At 72.0% G+C, this 15,314-nt stretch carries 15 protein-coding genes; 2 read left to right on the forward strand and 13 right to left on the reverse strand.

Annotation, left to right across the window (positions count from 1 at the left end):
• Positions 1-29 precede the first annotated feature (29 nt).
• On the forward strand, positions 30-1,178 hold the full coding sequence (locus ACFYNO_RS07595; RefSeq protein WP_388007541.1) for an LLM class flavin-dependent oxidoreductase: 1,149 nt from the start codon (positions 30-32) through the stop codon (positions 1,176-1,178).
• A gap of 48 nt (positions 1,179-1,226) precedes the next feature.
• On the opposite strand, the gene ACFYNO_RS07600 is transcribed toward ACFYNO_RS07595, so the two are convergent.
• On the reverse strand, positions 1,227-1,619 hold the full coding sequence (locus tag ACFYNO_RS07600; protein ID WP_388006873.1) for an SCO5389 family protein: 393 nt from the start codon (positions 1,617-1,619) through the stop codon (positions 1,227-1,229).
• Positions 1,620-2,270: 651 nt separating this feature from the next.
• Between ACFYNO_RS07600 and nucS the strand changes: the two genes are divergently transcribed.
• Positions 2,271-2,930, forward strand: coding sequence for an endonuclease NucS (nucS, locus tag ACFYNO_RS07605; RefSeq protein ID WP_388006876.1), 660 nt, complete (start codon positions 2,271-2,273; stop codon positions 2,928-2,930).
• A gap of 40 nt (positions 2,931-2,970) precedes the next feature.
• Here nucS and ACFYNO_RS07610 read toward each other — a convergent pair whose 3' ends face one another.
• The 12 genes from ACFYNO_RS07610 to ACFYNO_RS07665 all read right to left on the reverse strand — a co-directional run bounded on the left by ACFYNO_RS07610 (position 2,971) and on the right by ACFYNO_RS07665 (position 15,297).
• Positions 2,971-5,286 (reverse strand): ATP-binding protein, encoded by a 2,316-nt coding sequence (locus ACFYNO_RS07610; protein WP_388006879.1) that lies wholly within the window; start codon positions 5,284-5,286, stop codon positions 2,971-2,973.
• A 302-nt stretch (positions 5,287-5,588) separates the two neighbouring features.
• Positions 5,589-5,975, reverse strand: coding sequence for an STAS domain-containing protein (locus ACFYNO_RS07615; protein WP_388007544.1), 387 nt, complete (start codon positions 5,973-5,975; stop codon positions 5,589-5,591).
• Between the two features lie 272 nt (positions 5,976-6,247).
• Complete coding sequence (locus ACFYNO_RS07620) at positions 6,248-7,114, reverse strand: 3-hydroxyacyl-CoA dehydrogenase family protein (protein WP_388006882.1); 867 nt, start codon at positions 7,112-7,114, stop codon at positions 6,248-6,250.
• A 136-nt stretch (positions 7,115-7,250) separates the two neighbouring features.
• Positions 7,251-7,823, reverse strand: a complete 573-nt coding sequence (locus ACFYNO_RS07625; protein ID WP_388006885.1) for a cob(I)yrinic acid a,c-diamide adenosyltransferase — start codon at positions 7,821-7,823, stop codon at positions 7,251-7,253.
• A 10-nt stretch (positions 7,824-7,833) separates the two neighbouring features.
• Positions 7,834-8,454 carry a Uma2 family endonuclease gene (locus tag ACFYNO_RS07630; protein WP_388006888.1) on the reverse strand — a complete coding sequence of 207 codons (621 nt, stop codon included), beginning with the start codon at positions 8,452-8,454 and terminating at the stop codon, positions 7,834-7,836.
• Between the two features lie 106 nt (positions 8,455-8,560).
• Positions 8,561-9,061 carry a DUF2550 domain-containing protein gene (locus ACFYNO_RS07635; RefSeq protein WP_388006891.1) on the reverse strand — a complete coding sequence of 167 codons (501 nt, stop codon included), beginning with the start codon at positions 9,059-9,061 and terminating at the stop codon, positions 8,561-8,563.
• Between the two features lie 166 nt (positions 9,062-9,227).
• Positions 9,228-9,608: a F0F1 ATP synthase subunit epsilon gene (locus tag ACFYNO_RS07640; RefSeq protein WP_388006893.1), complete on the reverse strand. Its 381-nt coding sequence runs from the start codon at positions 9,606-9,608 to the stop codon at positions 9,228-9,230.
• Between the two features lie 183 nt (positions 9,609-9,791).
• Complete coding sequence (atpD, locus tag ACFYNO_RS07645; protein ID WP_388006895.1) at positions 9,792-11,237, reverse strand: F0F1 ATP synthase subunit beta; 1,446 nt, start codon at positions 11,235-11,237, stop codon at positions 9,792-9,794.
• Positions 11,238-11,240: 3 nt separating this feature from the next.
• The gene (locus ACFYNO_RS07650) at positions 11,241-12,155 is read right to left on the reverse strand and encodes a F0F1 ATP synthase subunit gamma (protein ID WP_388006898.1); all 915 of its coding nucleotides are present in this window, start codon (positions 12,153-12,155) and stop codon (positions 11,241-11,243) included.
• Between the two features lie 32 nt (positions 12,156-12,187).
• Entirely contained in the window at positions 12,188-13,762 is a 1,575-nt protein-coding gene (gene atpA / locus ACFYNO_RS07655) for a F0F1 ATP synthase subunit alpha (protein WP_388006901.1), read from the reverse strand.
• Between the two features lie 168 nt (positions 13,763-13,930).
• A complete protein-coding gene (locus tag ACFYNO_RS07660; protein ID WP_388006904.1) occupies positions 13,931-14,746 on the reverse strand; it encodes a F0F1 ATP synthase subunit delta in 816 nt (271 codons plus the stop codon).
• On the reverse strand, positions 14,743-15,297 hold the full coding sequence (locus ACFYNO_RS07665) for a F0F1 ATP synthase subunit B (RefSeq protein ID WP_388006907.1): 555 nt from the start codon (positions 15,295-15,297) through the stop codon (positions 14,743-14,745). Before ACFYNO_RS07665 ends, ACFYNO_RS07660 begins: the two co-directional genes overlap by 4 nt.
• Positions 15,298-15,314 lie beyond the last annotated feature (17 nt).

Genomic DNA, 15,314 nt, shown 5'->3' on the forward strand with positions numbered 1-15,314 from the left:
CCGGGGGGCAGCCCGCCGCCCGGGACTCGCTGCGGGTCGGTGCCTTCCTGCTCTCCGCCCAGTTCCCGGGCCAGAGCCACGCCCAGGCGCTGGACCGCACGGTGGCGGCCACGATGGCCGCCGAGCGGGCCGGGCTGGACGCGGTCTGGCTGGCCGAGCACCACTTCGTGCCGTACGGCGTCTGCCCGAACGCCGCCACCCTGGCCGCGCTGCTGCTCGGCCGGACCCGGCGGATCCAGCTGGGCACGGCGGTCAGCGTGCTCTCCACCACCCACCCGGTGGCGCTCGGCGAGCAGGCCGCGCTGCTCCACCTGACCTCCGGCGGGCGGTTCACGCTCGGGGTCGGGCGCGGCGGGCCGTGGATCGACCTGACCGTCTTCGGCACCGGCGTGGCCGCCTACGAGGAGGGCTTCGCCGAGCGGCTGGACCTGCTGCTCGCCTTCCTGCGCGGCTCCCGGATCCGGGCCGAGGGACCGCAGTTCAGCTTCCCCGAGGTCACCGTGGTGCCGCGGGCAGCCGAGCCGGCCCGGCTGCGCGGCAACGAGCTGGCCGACTGGCTCGGCCTGGCCGGCGAGCCGGCACTGCGGTTCCCCCGGCAGCGCACCACCACCGGCGGTCCGGCCGGCCCCGACGGCAGCGAGCCGGGACCGGCCGGACCGCCGGTGGTGGTCGCCTGCACCTCGCCGAACGGCGTCCGGCTGGCCGCCGAGCGCGGGCTGCCGATGCTGCTCGGCATGCACTCCGGCGACGAGGACAAGCTGGACATGCTGGCCGCCTACCGGACGGCCTGGCGGGCCGCCGGCCGCTCGGAGGCGCAGCTGGCCCGGGTGCAGCGCGAGCACGTCGCCGCCGGGGTGGCCCAGGTCGACGACCGGACCCCGGCCGCCCGGGAGACCCTGCTGCGCGCGATGCCCGGCTGGTTCGAGTACGGGCTCGGCGCGCACCGCACGGTGGACGGGCGGGAGCGCCGGATGCGCGACCCGCACGCCTACACCGAGCTGCTCTGTGACCTGCACGCGGTCGGCACCCCCCGGCAGTGCGCCGACCGGCTGCTGGCCACCGCCGAGCGCACCGGCATCCGCCGGTTCGCGCTGCTCGCCGAGGGGTCCGGCGAGCAGCAGGCCACCCTGCACAACATCGAGCGGCTGGGCGCGGAGGTGCTGCCGCAGCTGTCCTGACGGACCGTCGGGCGGACCGGTCCGGGTCGGCCGACCCGCCCGCCCGGCTCAGCAGTCGCGCAGCAGCGGGGACTGGTTGAGCAGCTGGGCCCGGACCGAGGTGAAGCGGGCGTGCCGCTCCACCGCGTCCGGCTCGGGGCCGAAGACGGCCACCCGGTGGCAGTTCTGGAAGGCCAGCCGGACCCCGAAGTGCCGCTGCAGGGCGCCCCGGATGGCGTCGCTCGCCATCGCGCGGAGCAGCTGGCCACGGTCCTGCTCACTGGGCGGGGGGACCTGGTTGTCCGCGAAGCCGGTGCCGTCGACCTCCATCTGGGCGACGAGCGAGCTGATCAGGTCCCAGGCATAGGGCAGGGACGTGCGGACGCAGTCGACGAACTCCCGCTCGTCGACCTCGCCTCGCTCGGCCTTCTCCAGAAGGGCCGGTGAGACGTCGAGCGACATGGGTTCTCCTCTCGCGGTCCACCGGCACACCTCGCGCCGGTGGTCGTGCCTCGTTCGGTGGGATCGGTCGTGCGTGTGGTGCGGGTGGTTCTGGTGCTGCCGGTGGCGCTAGTGCTGCCAGTGGTGCTGGTGGTGCGAGGTCGATGGGTGCGCCGAGGGAGGCCGACCCTGGTCCCGCGGGATCCGGCCGGCCTCGGACGCGACTCAGTCCAGGGTGGCAGTCCGGCCCCGGCAAATCTGGCGAATGCCACGATTCCCGTCGAAAACGCCGCTGCCGCGGGCAGTATGGCCGGATCCAGTCCAGCGGTTCATCTCTCCACTCCATCCCCGTTGGCTACGCGGGCGTCCGAAGGCGTCACCCAACGTAGCGGTCCGTGCGCGCAGACGCCAGACTTCCGTCGCCACGGACTAGCGGGTTCCCATGGTTCGCCCCCTTCTACTCCCTGGTACACCCTTCGGATCGACTGGCTTCATTTGGCTCTGCATCGATCGCCGGGCCGACCGCGCGTAAAGGCCGGCCCCCGGCCGGGGACCGGGCATCACCTCTGCGGTCGAACGGTCGCCGGGCGTCTTGACGAACGCTCAGTCCCACCCTCGTCACTTCTCGTGATCGGGTCAAGCGGTCCGCGAGAACCGCCTAGGCTTACGGCCATGCGTCTTGTCATCGCCCGCTGCTCGGTCGACTACGCCGGCCGGCTCTCCGCCCACCTGCCCTCCGCCACCCGGCTGATCCTGGTCAAGGCCGACGGGAGCGTCAGCATCCACGCCGACGACCGCGCCTACAAGCCGCTCAACTGGATGTCGCCGCCGTGCACCCTCAAGGAGGCCGACGGGGTGTGGACGGTGGAGAACAAGGCCGGCGAGAAGCTGATCATCACCCTGGAGGAGGTCCAGCACGACTCCTCGCACGAGCTCGGCGTGGACCCCGGCCTGATCAAGGACGGCGTCGAGGCGCACCTCCAGGAGCTGCTGGCCGACCGGATGGAGGTGCTGGGCGCCGGCTGGGCGCTGGTCCGCCGCGAGTACCCGACGGCGATCGGCCCGGTGGACATCCTCTGCCGCGACTCCGACGGCGGCACGGTCGCCGTGGAGATCAAGCGCCGCGGCGAGATCGACGGCGTCGAGCAGCTCACCCGCTACCTCGAACTCCTCAACCGCGACCCGCTGCTGGCCCCGGTCAAGGGCGTCTTCGCCGCCCAGGAGATCAAGCCGCAGGCCCGCGTCCTCGCCACCGACCGCGGCATCGACTGCGTGGTGCTGGACTACGACGGGCTGCGCGGGATCGACGACGACAAGCTGAAGCTCTTCTGACGCACCGTCGGGCGCCGGGACACCCCGGCGCCCGTGGCGCTCACTGCGGTGTCGTCACCGCGCTGCTGGGCGCCGTGGCGGTCGAGGTGGCCGTCGCGCTCGTGCTCGCACTCTGGGAGGCGGGCGACGAGGGCGGCGGGACGCTGGGCGGTGTCGAGCTCGAGGCCGGCGGGGTCGGAGCGGCCGACGACGACGGCGGCGTGTACGAGCTGGTGCTCGGAGCGGGCGCCGGCGGCGTCGGCCCGGGCGCCGGCGGCGCGGGCGGGGTGGGCGTGCTCCCCGGCTTGCTCGGCGTCGCGCTCGCGCTCGCGCTGGGGCTCGCCGACCGGGTCCGGGTGGCCGTGGCGCCCGGCGATGCCGACACCGACGCCGAGGCGCTCGCCGACGCCGAATCCGAGGCCGGGGCCGGGGCCGAGGCACCGGCCGTGGTTGACGCACTCTCAGTCGCGCTCGCCGAGCCCGTCGGACCCGTCGGCGCACTCGCCCCCGTCAGCACCGTCCCGCTGGTCGCGCTGTCGCCGCCGGCACCACCCGAGGATGGCCCGGTGCCGCCCCCACCGCCCGGGGAACCGCCCATCACCCCGACCGCCGTGCCGACCGCCGCCAGCGCCACCAGCCCGCCCGCCGCCAGCAGCACGTTCCGCCGCGACCAGCCGCGCAGCGCCGCCGCCGACCGCCAGGGCCGCTCGGCCAGTGCCCGGATCACCGGCCGGCGGATCACCTGGGTCACCGCCTCAGCCGCCACCGGCGCCGTCACGGCCCGCTGAACCAGCGTCAGCAGCCGCCGCGAGGCGAGCGCGCCCCGCGAGTCGCCGGCCGCCGCGCGCAGCCGTGCGGCCGCCTCCAGCGCCGGCCTGGCCTGCTCCCCGTCGCCCAGGCAGAGCCAGTGCACCCCCAGCTCGTGCAGGAAGGCCGCCTCCTCGCGCTCCGCCCCGGTCTGCCGGGCCACCGCCAGGCCCAGCTCCAGCACCTGCCGCCAGGCCCCCCAGCGCAGCGTGAGCGCCAGCGCCGGCGCCGCCGCCCGGGCCAGGCTGAGCACCGCGGGCTCGCGCCCGGCCACCCGGTCGGCGTGCAGCGCGCCGAGCACCACCTCGGCCTCGGCCGCGATCTGCGGGGTGCTCACCGAGCCGTGGCCGACCCACCAGGCGAAGTGCTCGGCCGCTCCCTCGGTCACCTCCGGGTCGGTCCCCCAGTGCGGCGCCAGGTCCCCCAGCACCCCGACGGTGAGCCGGTGGTGGCCGCCCAGCGGCTCGGCCAGCCCGCAGTCGGTGAGTTCGCGCAGGGCGCTCTCGCCGCGGTCCACGCCGATCAGGGCGGGCAGGTGCGGCGCGGTCGGGAACTCGCCGCCGAGTGCCACCGCCAGCCGCAGCACCAGCCGCGCCTCCTCGCTCAGCCCGTCGGCCAGCCGCACCGCCGGGGCGGCCGCCTCGGCCACCGAGGGCAGCGGCACGGAGAGCCGCAGCTCGCCCTCGCGCACCGCCGGGTCGCCGTACTCCTGCGACCGCTCGACCCGGCCGAAGACCGAGCCGCTGTCCTCCTCCGCGGCCATCAGCGCGTCCACCTCGGCGTCCCGGCGGCGCAGCAGCGCGGCCGCCTGCACGAAGCGCAGCGGCAGGCCCTGGGACTCGAACCAGAGGTCCACCACCCAGGCCCGCTCGGTGTCGTCCAGGGCCCGCCCGGCCAGCCGGGCGACCAGGGTCAGGCAGGCGGCCTTGGAGAGGCCGGAGAGTGCGTGGTCCTCCAGCCGGGAGCCGACCGGGAGCGCGCCGCCCGAGCCGGGTGCGACGGTGAGCAGGAAGGCGCACTCCGGCGCGGCCGCCAGCAGCTCCTCCAACTCGGCACCGTCCGGCGCCACCTCGTCGATCACCACCACCGCGCCCACCCCGGAGAGCAGTTCGGCCAGCCGGGCGCGGTCGGGGCGGTAGCCGTCGGTGTCGTAGGCGGCGCTGAAGAGATCCTGCAGCAGGTCGTCGGCGGTCCGCCGGTGCCCGCACAGGCGCACCACGCCGTGCGGGGCGAGTCCGCCCGCGCCCTCGGCGACCGCGGCGAGCAGCGCGCTGCGGCCCGAGCCGGGCTCGCCCAGCAGCCGGATCGAACGCCCCTCGGCCAGCATGCCGAGCAGGTGGGCCACCTCGGCCTCGCGCTCCAACAGCGGCAGGTCGGCCGGACCGCTGCCGAGCGCCACCGGGCCGACCGCGGGGTGCGGACCGGGGCCGCCGGTCGGCCGGGGTGCGGAGCCGGCCGGGCGCCGGACCGGGACGGGCCGGCGGGACGGCGGGCACGGCTGGACGTCGGAACCGTCCACACCCGCCACGCTCACCAGGTACTGCCCGGCGACCAGATCGCCCGACCGCACGCGCAGGTTCTCCTGCCCGAATTCACCGGATGGCTGTGCCACGATGCGCTCCGCCTGTGCTCCCGCCGGACGGCGAGCTGCCGCCGGCCGTTTGAGGGACCGAGCCGTACGGACGCCTCGGCACGTCCGACGGGCGACCGGCCGCCGCCCCGCGGGGCACCGCCGTCACCGGCTCGCGGGGGAATCGACAGTCCTGTCGAGCGCAGACTCTCGCACATCCGGGTGACCGTGTGCAGCAGAGGTCCCCCCAGTGACGCCCTCCGGCACTCAGCGCACCGCCGCGGTCACCTCGCGGAGCGGCTTCAGCTCGGCGTCGAGAGCGAGGAGAACGGGGCCGCGCCGGGGATCCCGGCCAGCCCCGGCAGGGTGGCACCGAGCAGATCGGGCTCGGCGCCCTCCACCGCGAGGATGCGGTGCAGCCGGGTGGCCACCAGCAGCCGCTGCAGCTGTGCGGGCACCGCCCGCAGCACCAGCCGGCGGCCCAGCCGCCCGGCCCGGCGGTGGGTGCCCATGATCACGCCCAGCCCGGTGGCGTCCCAGGCGCGCAGCGCGGCCAGGTCCAGCACCAGGTCGCCGCTGCCGCCGTCCACCGCCCGGTGCAGGGTGGCCCGGGCATCGGCGGCGCTGCGCACGTCCAGCGCGCCGTCCAGCGCGAGGACAGCCTGGCCGCCGGCTCCCGGGTACTCCACGATGCGCACGCTGTCCTCCTTCGATGCCGGAGCTCGGATCCGGGCCCGCGCCCGACGGGCCCCTGACGGGCCGTCGGACGCCGGGCGGATGCTGTCTGAACCATCTGACGCCGGACCAGCGGCCCAGGTTGCTGCTTCGGCCCCCGGTCTGAAGCAACTTCACTCGTCCGAGGGAATATACGCAGAACTACCTGGCACTCACGCTCGATTGCGGTGCAAATCACCCATCCGAGCCACCCCGGGTGAGCAAACTCACGGGTCCGCGGGCGGCCTCAGCCCTGGTAGCCGTAGAAGCCCTGGCCGGTCTTGCGGCCGAGGTCGCCGGCGGTCACCATCCGGGCCATGATCTCCGGGGCGGCGAACTTCTCGTCCTGGGTCTCGGCGTAGATGTTGCGGGCCGCGTGCAGCAGGATGTCGACGCCGGTGAGGTCGGCGGTCTGCAGCGGGCCCATCGGGTGGCCGAAGCCCAGCCGGCAGGCGGTGTCGATGTCCTCGGCGGTGGCCACGCCGGACTCGTAGAGCTTGGCGGCCTCCACCACCAGGGCGGTGATCAGCCGGGTGGTGATGAAGCCGGCCACGTCGCGGTTGACCACCACGACCTCCTTGCCGACGCCCTCGGCGTAGGCCCGGGCGGTGGCCAGCGTGGCGTCGCTGGTCTTGTAGCCGCGGACCAGCTCGACCAGGCGCATCAGCGGCACCGGCGAGAAGAAGTGCACGCCGACCACGGACTCCGGGCGCTCGGTGACCGCCGCGATCCGGGTGATCGGGATCGCCGAGGTGTTGCTGCCGAGCACCGCGCCGTCCTTGGCGATCTTGTCCAGCTCGCGGAAGACGCCCTCCTTGACCTCGAGCTTCTCGAACACCGCCTCGATCACGAGGTCGGCCTCGGCGGCCGCGCCCAGGTCGGTGGTGGTGGTGATCCGGGCCAGCGCGTCGCCGGCCTCCTCGGCCGTCATCCGGCCCTTGGCGACGAACTTCGCGTAGGAGGCCTCGATGCCGTCCAGCCCGCGCCGCAGCGCCTGCTCGGTGACGTCCCGCAGCACCACCGGGTGCCCGGCCTGCGCGGACACCTGGGCGATGCCCGCGCCCATCAGGCCCGCGCCGATCACGGCGATCCGCTGCTCCGAAACGTTGCTCATGGCTGTCTCTCCCGAAGTCCGTCGGGGCGCGCCCCGACGGCGGGGATCTCCCCCGGGAGCAGCGCCGCTCACGGCTCGTACGGTAGTGCCCTGGCGCGGGTGATGAAACGACTCCCGGGTGTGATCTGCGCCCGGGTCAGCGGTTCTCGCCGGGCACCCAGAGCACGTCGCCGTTCTCCTTGTTCGCCACCCGGGCCAGGATGAAGAGCAGGTCGGAGAGCCGGTTCAGGTACTTCGCGGTCAGCGGGTTGACGCTCTCCCCGTGCTCCGCGATCGCCGCCCAGGTCGCCCGCTCGGCCCGCCGCACCACCGTGCACGCCAGGTGCAGGTACGCGGCCCCCGGGGTCCCGCCGGGCAGGATGAAGCTGCGCAGCTTCTCCACCTGCTCCAGGTAGGCGTCGCAGCGCCCCTCCAGCCAGTCCACGTACCCCTGCTCCACCCGCAGCGGCGGGTACTGGGGGTCCTCCACCACCGGCGTCGCCAGGTCCGCCCCCACGTCGAACAGGTCGTTCTGGATCCGGGTCAGCACCCCCACCAGGTCCTCCGCCAGCCCCCCGGCCGCGATCGCCACCCCGATCGCCGCGTTCGCCTCGTTGGCGTCCGCGTATGCGATCAGCCGCGGATCGGTCTTGGTGGTCCGGCTCATGTCGCCGAGGGCGGTGGTGCCGTCATCGCCGGTACGGGTGTAGATGCGCGTCAGATTGACCATGGCCTGAAGACTACTCAGCGGGGCGCGGCTCGCCGGTGATTGTGGTGTCGATCACGAAGCCCTTGGCGGGGCCCTCGGGGATGGCGACGGGGGTGCCGTAGGGGACGCGGGCGGATGCCTCGTAGAGCCCCTTGGCCGGGTTGGGCTGCGAGTGGACCGTCACATGGCCGGAACCGTCGTGATCATCGACGATCACGTAGACCGGGATGGCCGCCCTCGCGTAGGCCCGCTGCTTGCGCCCCCAGTCCCGCTCACGTGAACCGTGCCCGGGCGAAACCACTTCCACCACCAGGGTGACGTGCTCCGCCATCGCACCGAGGTTCGCCGGGTCGAACACCTCGACCAGGTCCTCCAAGGTGACCAGGACATCTGGGATCAGCACGTTGTGCCGGAAGATCACGTTCGTGTCCTGGTGAGCGGCGTACTGAGTCCCACTCAGGAAGGAGTCCAGCCTTCGGCGCAGACGGTTCGCAGCGAGTGAGTGGTAGCCCCCTCCGGTCGGTGACACTTCGATGAACCCCTCGATGATCTCGGCACGAAGACCTTCGGGGAGTTCCATGGCCAGCCACGTCTGCCACAGGGCCTCATCGGGGTCCAAGCCGTCACCGAGTTCAATGGCCGTCGCGCTCATCCGGAACACCTCCTCCGTACAGTCTGGGCGGTCCCCCCATCCTCGACAACGACCCGCCCGCCCGGCGCCCGAACCAAAAGTGGCCGCTCGATCGAGCGACCACCCCTCACGCGACGTTGACCCGCTGTCCCGGCGGCGCCGCCTCCAGCCAGGCCAGGAACCCCGTCAGCGCGTCCTCGCTCATCGCCAGCTCCAGCGGGGCGCCGTCCAGCAGGCAGCGCAGGACGACGGAGCCGGAGAGCAGGGCGAGCTCCTCCTGGCCCTCCGGGTAGCGGCGGCCCAGGACCTCGATCTCGCGGCGCGGCAGGACCCGGCGCGGGCGGGGGGCGTAGGAGAAGACCCGGAACCACTCGATGTGGTCGCCGCTGTAGCGGCCGATACCGAAAACCCACCCCTTGCCGTCGGTCGCGGGGACCGGGGCGGAGGTGGGTTGGCCGTTCTCGTCGAGATCGGGGGTGGTGGAGGCGTCGGCGGGCATTTTGAGCCGGTAGCTGCAGTCGAAGGTGCCGCCGACCCGCTGGATCAACCGCCGCCGTACCGCGAAGGCGAGGAGTCCCGCCACCCCGAGAGCGACCACCGCCGTGCACACCACAAGGGCGAGGACCACGCTCACCGACCTCCTCGCTCACTCGCCGACGCCGGTCCGCGCGCCGGCGGCCCCGCATCTCCCCGTTGCCGGGCGGCCCGTCGGGCCTCCCGGTTGGCTCTCCAACCGATACGACAGTCCCGGGGCCACGCTCTCGCGTCCCCGGGACCGTCGGTCAAGCTCAGTGTCAGGCAGCCTTGCGGCGGCCCGCGGCGACGAGGCGGACCTCGGCGCGCCGTTCGGCGTGTGCGTCGCTGTCGGCCTTGGCGACCTCCAGCGCGCGCTCCGCGCGGGTGACGTCGATCTCGTCCGCCAGCTCGGCGATCTCCGCCAGCAGCGACAGCTTGTTGTCGGCGAACGAGATGAAGCCACCGTGCACGGCGGCGATGACGGTGCCGCCATCGGTCGTGCGGATGGTGACCGGACCGGACTCCAGCACGCTCAGCACCGGAGTGTGGTTCGGCATGATGCCGGTGTCACCGGAAGCCGTGCGGGCGACAACGAGGGTGGCCGCACCGGACCACACCTTGCGGTCGGCTGCGACCAGCTCGACGTGCAGCTCAGCCAACGTGGGCTCCTAGGCTCTTGCAACGCCCGATTACTCGGGAGTTTCGGTAAGAATAACGGGCTCGTGCCGCCGGGCGGAAACGCGCGGCGCACAGATGACCGGAATCACAGCCACCGTGCCGCGAGGGGTGGTCCCCAAGGTGCGGGGACCACCCCTCATGGTCACTGGGCGATCAGCCGGTGCTTACTTCTTGGCCAGCTCGGCAGCGTTCTTCTCGAGGTCCTCGATGCCACCGCACATGAAGAAGGCCTGCTCCGGGACGGAGTCGTACTTGCCGTCCGCGATGCGGTTGAAGGCCTCGATCGTCTCGCTCAGCGGCACGGTCGAACCGTCGACGCCGGTGAACTGCTTCGCCACGTAGGTGTTCTGCGAGAGGAAGCGCTCGATGCGGCGGGCCCGGTGGACGGTGATCTTGTCGTCCTCGGAGAGCTCGTCGATACCGAGGATCGCGATGATGTCCTGGAGGTCCTTGTACTTCTGCAGGATCCCCTTGACCCGGACCGCGGTGTCGTAGTGGTCCTGCGCGATGTAGCGCGGGTCCAGGATGCGGGACGTCGAGTCCAGCGGGTCGACGGCCGGGTAGATGCCCTTCTCCGAGATCGGGCGCGACAGCACGGTCGTCGCGTCCAGGTGGGCGAAGGTGGTGGCCGGGGCCGGGTCGGTCAGGTCGTCCGCGGGGACGTAGATCGCCTGCATCGAGGTGATCGAGTGACCGCGGGTCGAGGTGATGCGCTCCTGCAGGAGGCCCATCTCGTCGGCCAGGTTCGGCTGGTAACCCACCGCGGAGGGCATCCGGCCGAGCAGGGTCGACACCTCGGAACCGGCCTGGGTGAACCGGAAGATGTTGTCGATGAAGAGCAGGACGTCCTGCTGCTCGACGTCGCGGAAGTACTCCGCCATCGTCAGAGCGGACAGGGCGACGCGCAGGCGGGTGCCCGGCGGCTCGTCCATCTGGCCGAAGACCAGCGCGGTCTTGTCCAGAACGCCCGAGTCGACCATCTCGTGGATGAGGTCGTTGCCCTCACGGGTGCGCTCGCCGACACCGGCGAAGACCGACACACCACCGAAGTTCTCGGCGACGCGGTAGATCATCTCCTGGATGAGGACGGTCTTGCCGACGCCGGCACCACCGAACAGACCGATCTTGCCACCGGTCACGTACGGGGTGAGCAGGTCGATGACCTTGATGCCGGTCTCGAACATCTCGGTCTTGGACTCGAGGTCCTTGAACTCGGGGGCCTTGCGGTGGATCGGCCAGCGGGTCGTGACCTGGGCCTCGAACTCCGCCCGGTCCGTGTTCAGGACCTCGCCGAGGGCGTTGAAGACCTTGCCCTTGGTGATCTGGCCGACCGGGACCTCGATGGCGCGGCCCGTGTCGGTGACGACGGTGCCGCGCACGACGCCGTCGGTCTGCTGCATCGAGATGCCGCGGACCAGGCCGTCGCCGAGGTGCTGGGCGACCTCGAGGGTCAGCGTCTTCTTGCCGCTGCCGTCGGTCGCCTCGACCTCGAGCTTCAGCGCGTTGTACATGCTGGGAATCGCGTCGACGGGGAACTCCACGTCGACGACCGGGCCGATGACCCGCGCGACGCGGCCCGTCGCCGTGGTCGGCTCAACAGTGGTGGTCATGTCTTATTCACTCCCCGCGTTAGCGTCGGCGAGTGCGTTGGCGCCGCCGATGATCTCGCTGATTTCCTGGGTGATCTCGGCCTGTCGGGCCGAGTTGGCAAGCCGCGTGAGCGCCTTGATGAGTTCCTGCGCGTTGTCGGTCGCGGACTTCATCGCACGGCGCCGGGCGGCGTGCTCCGAAGCGGCCGACTGCAGCAGCGCGTTGTAGATCCGGCTCTCCACGTACCGCGGCAGCAGCGCGTCCAGGACGCCCTCCGCCGACGGCTCGAAGTCGTAGAGCGGGAAGATCTCCGCCGTCGCCGCCTTGCTGTCGCTGAGCTGGACCTCGTCCAGCTTCAGCGGCAGCAGCCGGGCCTCGACGGCGGTCTGGGTCAGCATCGACTCGAACTTGGTGGAGACCAGGTGGAGCTCGTCCACCCCGCCGGTCTCCGCCGTGAACGCCTCGATGAGGTCCGCCGCCACGGCCTTTGCGTCACCGTACGTCGGCTTGTCCGAGAACCCCGTCCACGACGCCGCGACCGGCAGGTTGCGGAAGCCGTAGTACTGGACACCCTTGCGGCCGACGATGTAGGTGACCACGTCCTTGCCCTCGGCCCGCAGCCGCGCGCTGAGCGTGGTCGCCTGCTTGATGGCGTTGGTCGAGTAACCGCCGGCCAGGCCGCGGTCCGCCGTCACCAGCAGCACGGCAGCCGTCTTGGCCTGCGGGTTCTCGGTGGTGAGCGGGTGCTTGGCGTTGGACCGGGTGGCCACCGCCGTCACCGCCCGGGTCAGCTCATCGGCGTACGGAGTGGAGGCGGCCACCGCGCGCTGCGCCTTGACGATGCGCGACGCGGAGATCATCTCCATCGCCTTGGTGATCTTCTTCGTCGCGGTGACAGAGCGGATCCGGCGCTTGTAGACCCGAAGCTGTGCTCCCATGGGTCGTTACGTCCTTTCCCTCGTTACCGGACTCAGGCCTGCTCGGAGAGCAGCTTGCCGTCAGCCGTGGTGAAGCCCAGCTTGAACGACTCGATCGCGGCGGTCAGCGCGTCGATGGTGCCGTCCTCCAGCTTGGAGGTCTCGACGATCGCGGCGAGCAGGTCCTTCTTCTCGACCCGCAGCATGTCCAGGAACTCGCGCTCGAAGCGGCGGATGTCGGCGACCGGAACGTCGTCCAGCTTGCCGGTGGTGCCGGCCCAGATGGAGACGACCTGCTCCTCCACCGGGAACGGCTGGTACTGACCCTGCTTCAGCAGCTCGACCATGCGGGCGCCGCGCTCCAGCTGGGCCTTGGAGGCCGCGTCCAGGTCGGAACCGAAGGCGGCGAACGCCTCCAGCTCGCGGTACTGGGCCAGGTCCAGGCGCAGGCGGCCGGCGACCGACTTCATGGCCTTGATCTGGGCGGAGCCGCCGACGCGGGAGACCGAGATGCCGACGTTCACGGCCGGGCGGATGCCGGCGTTGAACAGGTCGGACTCCAGGAAGCACTGGCCGTCGGTGATCGAGATGACGTTGGTCGGGATGTACGCCGACACGTCGTTGGCCTTGGTCTCGATGATCGGCAGACCGGTCATCGAGCCCGCGCCCAGCTCGTCGGAGAGCTTCGCGCAGCGCTCCAGCAGACGGGAGTGCAGGTAGAAGACGTCGCCCGGGTAGGCCTCGCGACCCGGCGGACGGCGCAGCAGCAGCGACACGGAGCGGTACGCCTCGGCCTGCTTCGACAGGTCGTCGAAGATGATGAGGACGTGCTTGCCGTCGTACATCCACTCCTGGCCGATGGCCGAACCGGTGTACGGGGCGAGGTACTTGAAGCCCGCGGGGTCGGAGGCGGGAGCAGCCACGATGGTGGTGTACTCCAGCGCGCCGGCCTCCTCCAGGGCGCCGCGGACCGACGCGATGGTCGAGCCCTTCTGGCCGACGGCGACGTAGATGCAGCGGACCTGCTTCTTCGGGTCGCCGGAACGCCAGTTGTCGCGCTGGTTGATGATCGTGTCGACAGCCACCGCGGTCTTGCCGGTCTGGCGGTCGCCGATGATCAGCTGGCGCTGGCCGCGGCCGATCGGGGTCATCGCGTCGATGGCCTTGATACCGGTCTGCATCGGCTCGTGGACCGACTTGCGGACCATGACGCCGGGGGCCTGCAGCTCCAGGGCACGACGGCCGGTGGAGGCGATCTCGCCCAGACCGTCGATCGGGTTGCCCAGCGGGTCCACCACGCGGCCGAGGTAGCCCTCGCCGACCGGGACGGAGAGGACCTCGCCCGTGCGCTGCACGGACTGGCCCTCCTCGATGCCCGAGAACTCACCGAGGATGACGACACCGATCTCGCGGGTGTCGAGGTTCAGCGCGAGGCCGAGGGTGCCGTCCTCGAACTTCAGCAGCTCGTTCGCCATGACCGAGGGCAGGCCCTCGACATGGGCGATACCGTCCGCCGCGTCAGTGACCGTGCCGACCTCTTCACGCGAGGCGGCGTCCGGCTGGTACGACTGGACGAAATCGGCCAGCGCGTCCCGGATCTCCTCCGGCCGGATCGTAAGCTCCGCCATCAGGCTTCCCTGCTCTCCTAGGTTGCGATCCTCGGCCCGCCCAAGGAGGGCCGCAAGTATTCGATCCTCGGCCGGTGCTGTTGGACCGGCCGTTCGTATGTGCTGCCGGCTGCCCCGTGGAATGGGACCGGCGCCCGACCGAGGGTCGGATGTTGCTGTGCGGGTGGCTCAGCCTTCGAGGGCCTGGCGAGCGCCTTCGAGGCGGCTCGCCATGGTGCCGTCGATGATCTCGTCACCGATCAGTACCCGGACACCGCCGACGACCTCGGGGTCGACGTCGATGTTCAGGAGCACCGCGCGGCCGTACAGCTTGGCCAGCGCGCCGGAGAGGCGCTGCTTCTGGCCGTCGCTGAGCGGCACCGCGGTGGTGACCAGCGCGACCACGCGGTCACGGCGGTCGGCGGCGAGCCGGGCGTAGGACTCCAGGCCCTGCTCCAGGCTACGGCCGCGGGGGGCGGTGACCAGCGAGGTGACCAGACGGACGGTGCCGGCCAGGGCGCGGCCGCCGAGCAGCTTGGCGACCAGCTCCGCCTTGGCGGTGCCGACGGCCTTCGGCTCGGTCAGCGCGGCCCGCAGCTCGTGCGAGCCGCCGACGATCCGGCCGAACCGGAAGAGCTCGTCCTCCAGGTCGTCGAGGCGGCCGGCCTTGTCGGCGGCGATCACCTCGGCGTAGCCGGACAACTGCTCGATGGCATCGACCAGGTCGCGCGCGCCCGACCAGCGGGAGCGGACCAGCCCGGAGACCAGGTCCACGGTCTCGCCGCTGACCTGGCCGGACAGCAGCGAGGCGACCAGCCGGGCCTTGTCCTCACCGGACCGCGAGGGGTCGGTCAGGGTGCGGCGCAGCGAGACCTCGCGGTCCAGCAGCACGGTGACAGCGCTGAGCTCCTCCGCCAGCTTGGCCGCGTCCACCGAGGTGTTGTCGGTCAGGCTGTCGAGGTTCTCGCGACCGGCGGCCAGGGCCTCGCGGCTGGCGCCGATCACTTGACGGCCGCCGTGGACGCGGCGGCCTTGGCCTCCAGGTCGTCCAGGAAGCGGTCGATCACACCGCTCTGCCGGGCGTGGTCCTCCAGGGACTCGCCCACGATGCGGGAGGCCAGCTGGGAAGCGAGCGAACCCACGTCCTGGCGCAGGACGTGGGTCGCCTGCTTCTTGTCGGCCTCGATCTGGGCGTGGCCGGCGGCAACGATGGCCTCGCGCTGACGCAGGCCCTCCTCGCGCATCTCACCGATCAGGGCAGCGCCCTGCTCACGCGCGTGCTCGGTGATCCGAGCCGCCTCGTGACGCGCCTCGGCGAGCTCGGCGCGGTACTGCTCCAGCAGGGCCTGAGCCTCGGCCTGCGCGGTCTCGGCACGGTTGATGCCGCCCTCGATCAGGTCTCGGCGCTCCGCCAGCGTCTTCTCGATGCTGGGGAGGAGCTTCTTGCCGAGCAGACCGAAGACCACGAAGAAGCAGATCAGGCCGATGACGAGCTCAGGGCCCTTGGGGATCAGAGGATTGAAGTCCTCAGAAGCCAGGTGCATCGCGAGCGACATATCTGGACCTTCCGTCT

Origin of the sequence: Kitasatospora sp. NPDC006697 (assembly GCF_042869935.1) — a bacterium.
Taxonomy (GTDB): domain Bacteria; phylum Actinomycetota; class Actinomycetes; order Streptomycetales; family Streptomycetaceae; genus Kitasatospora.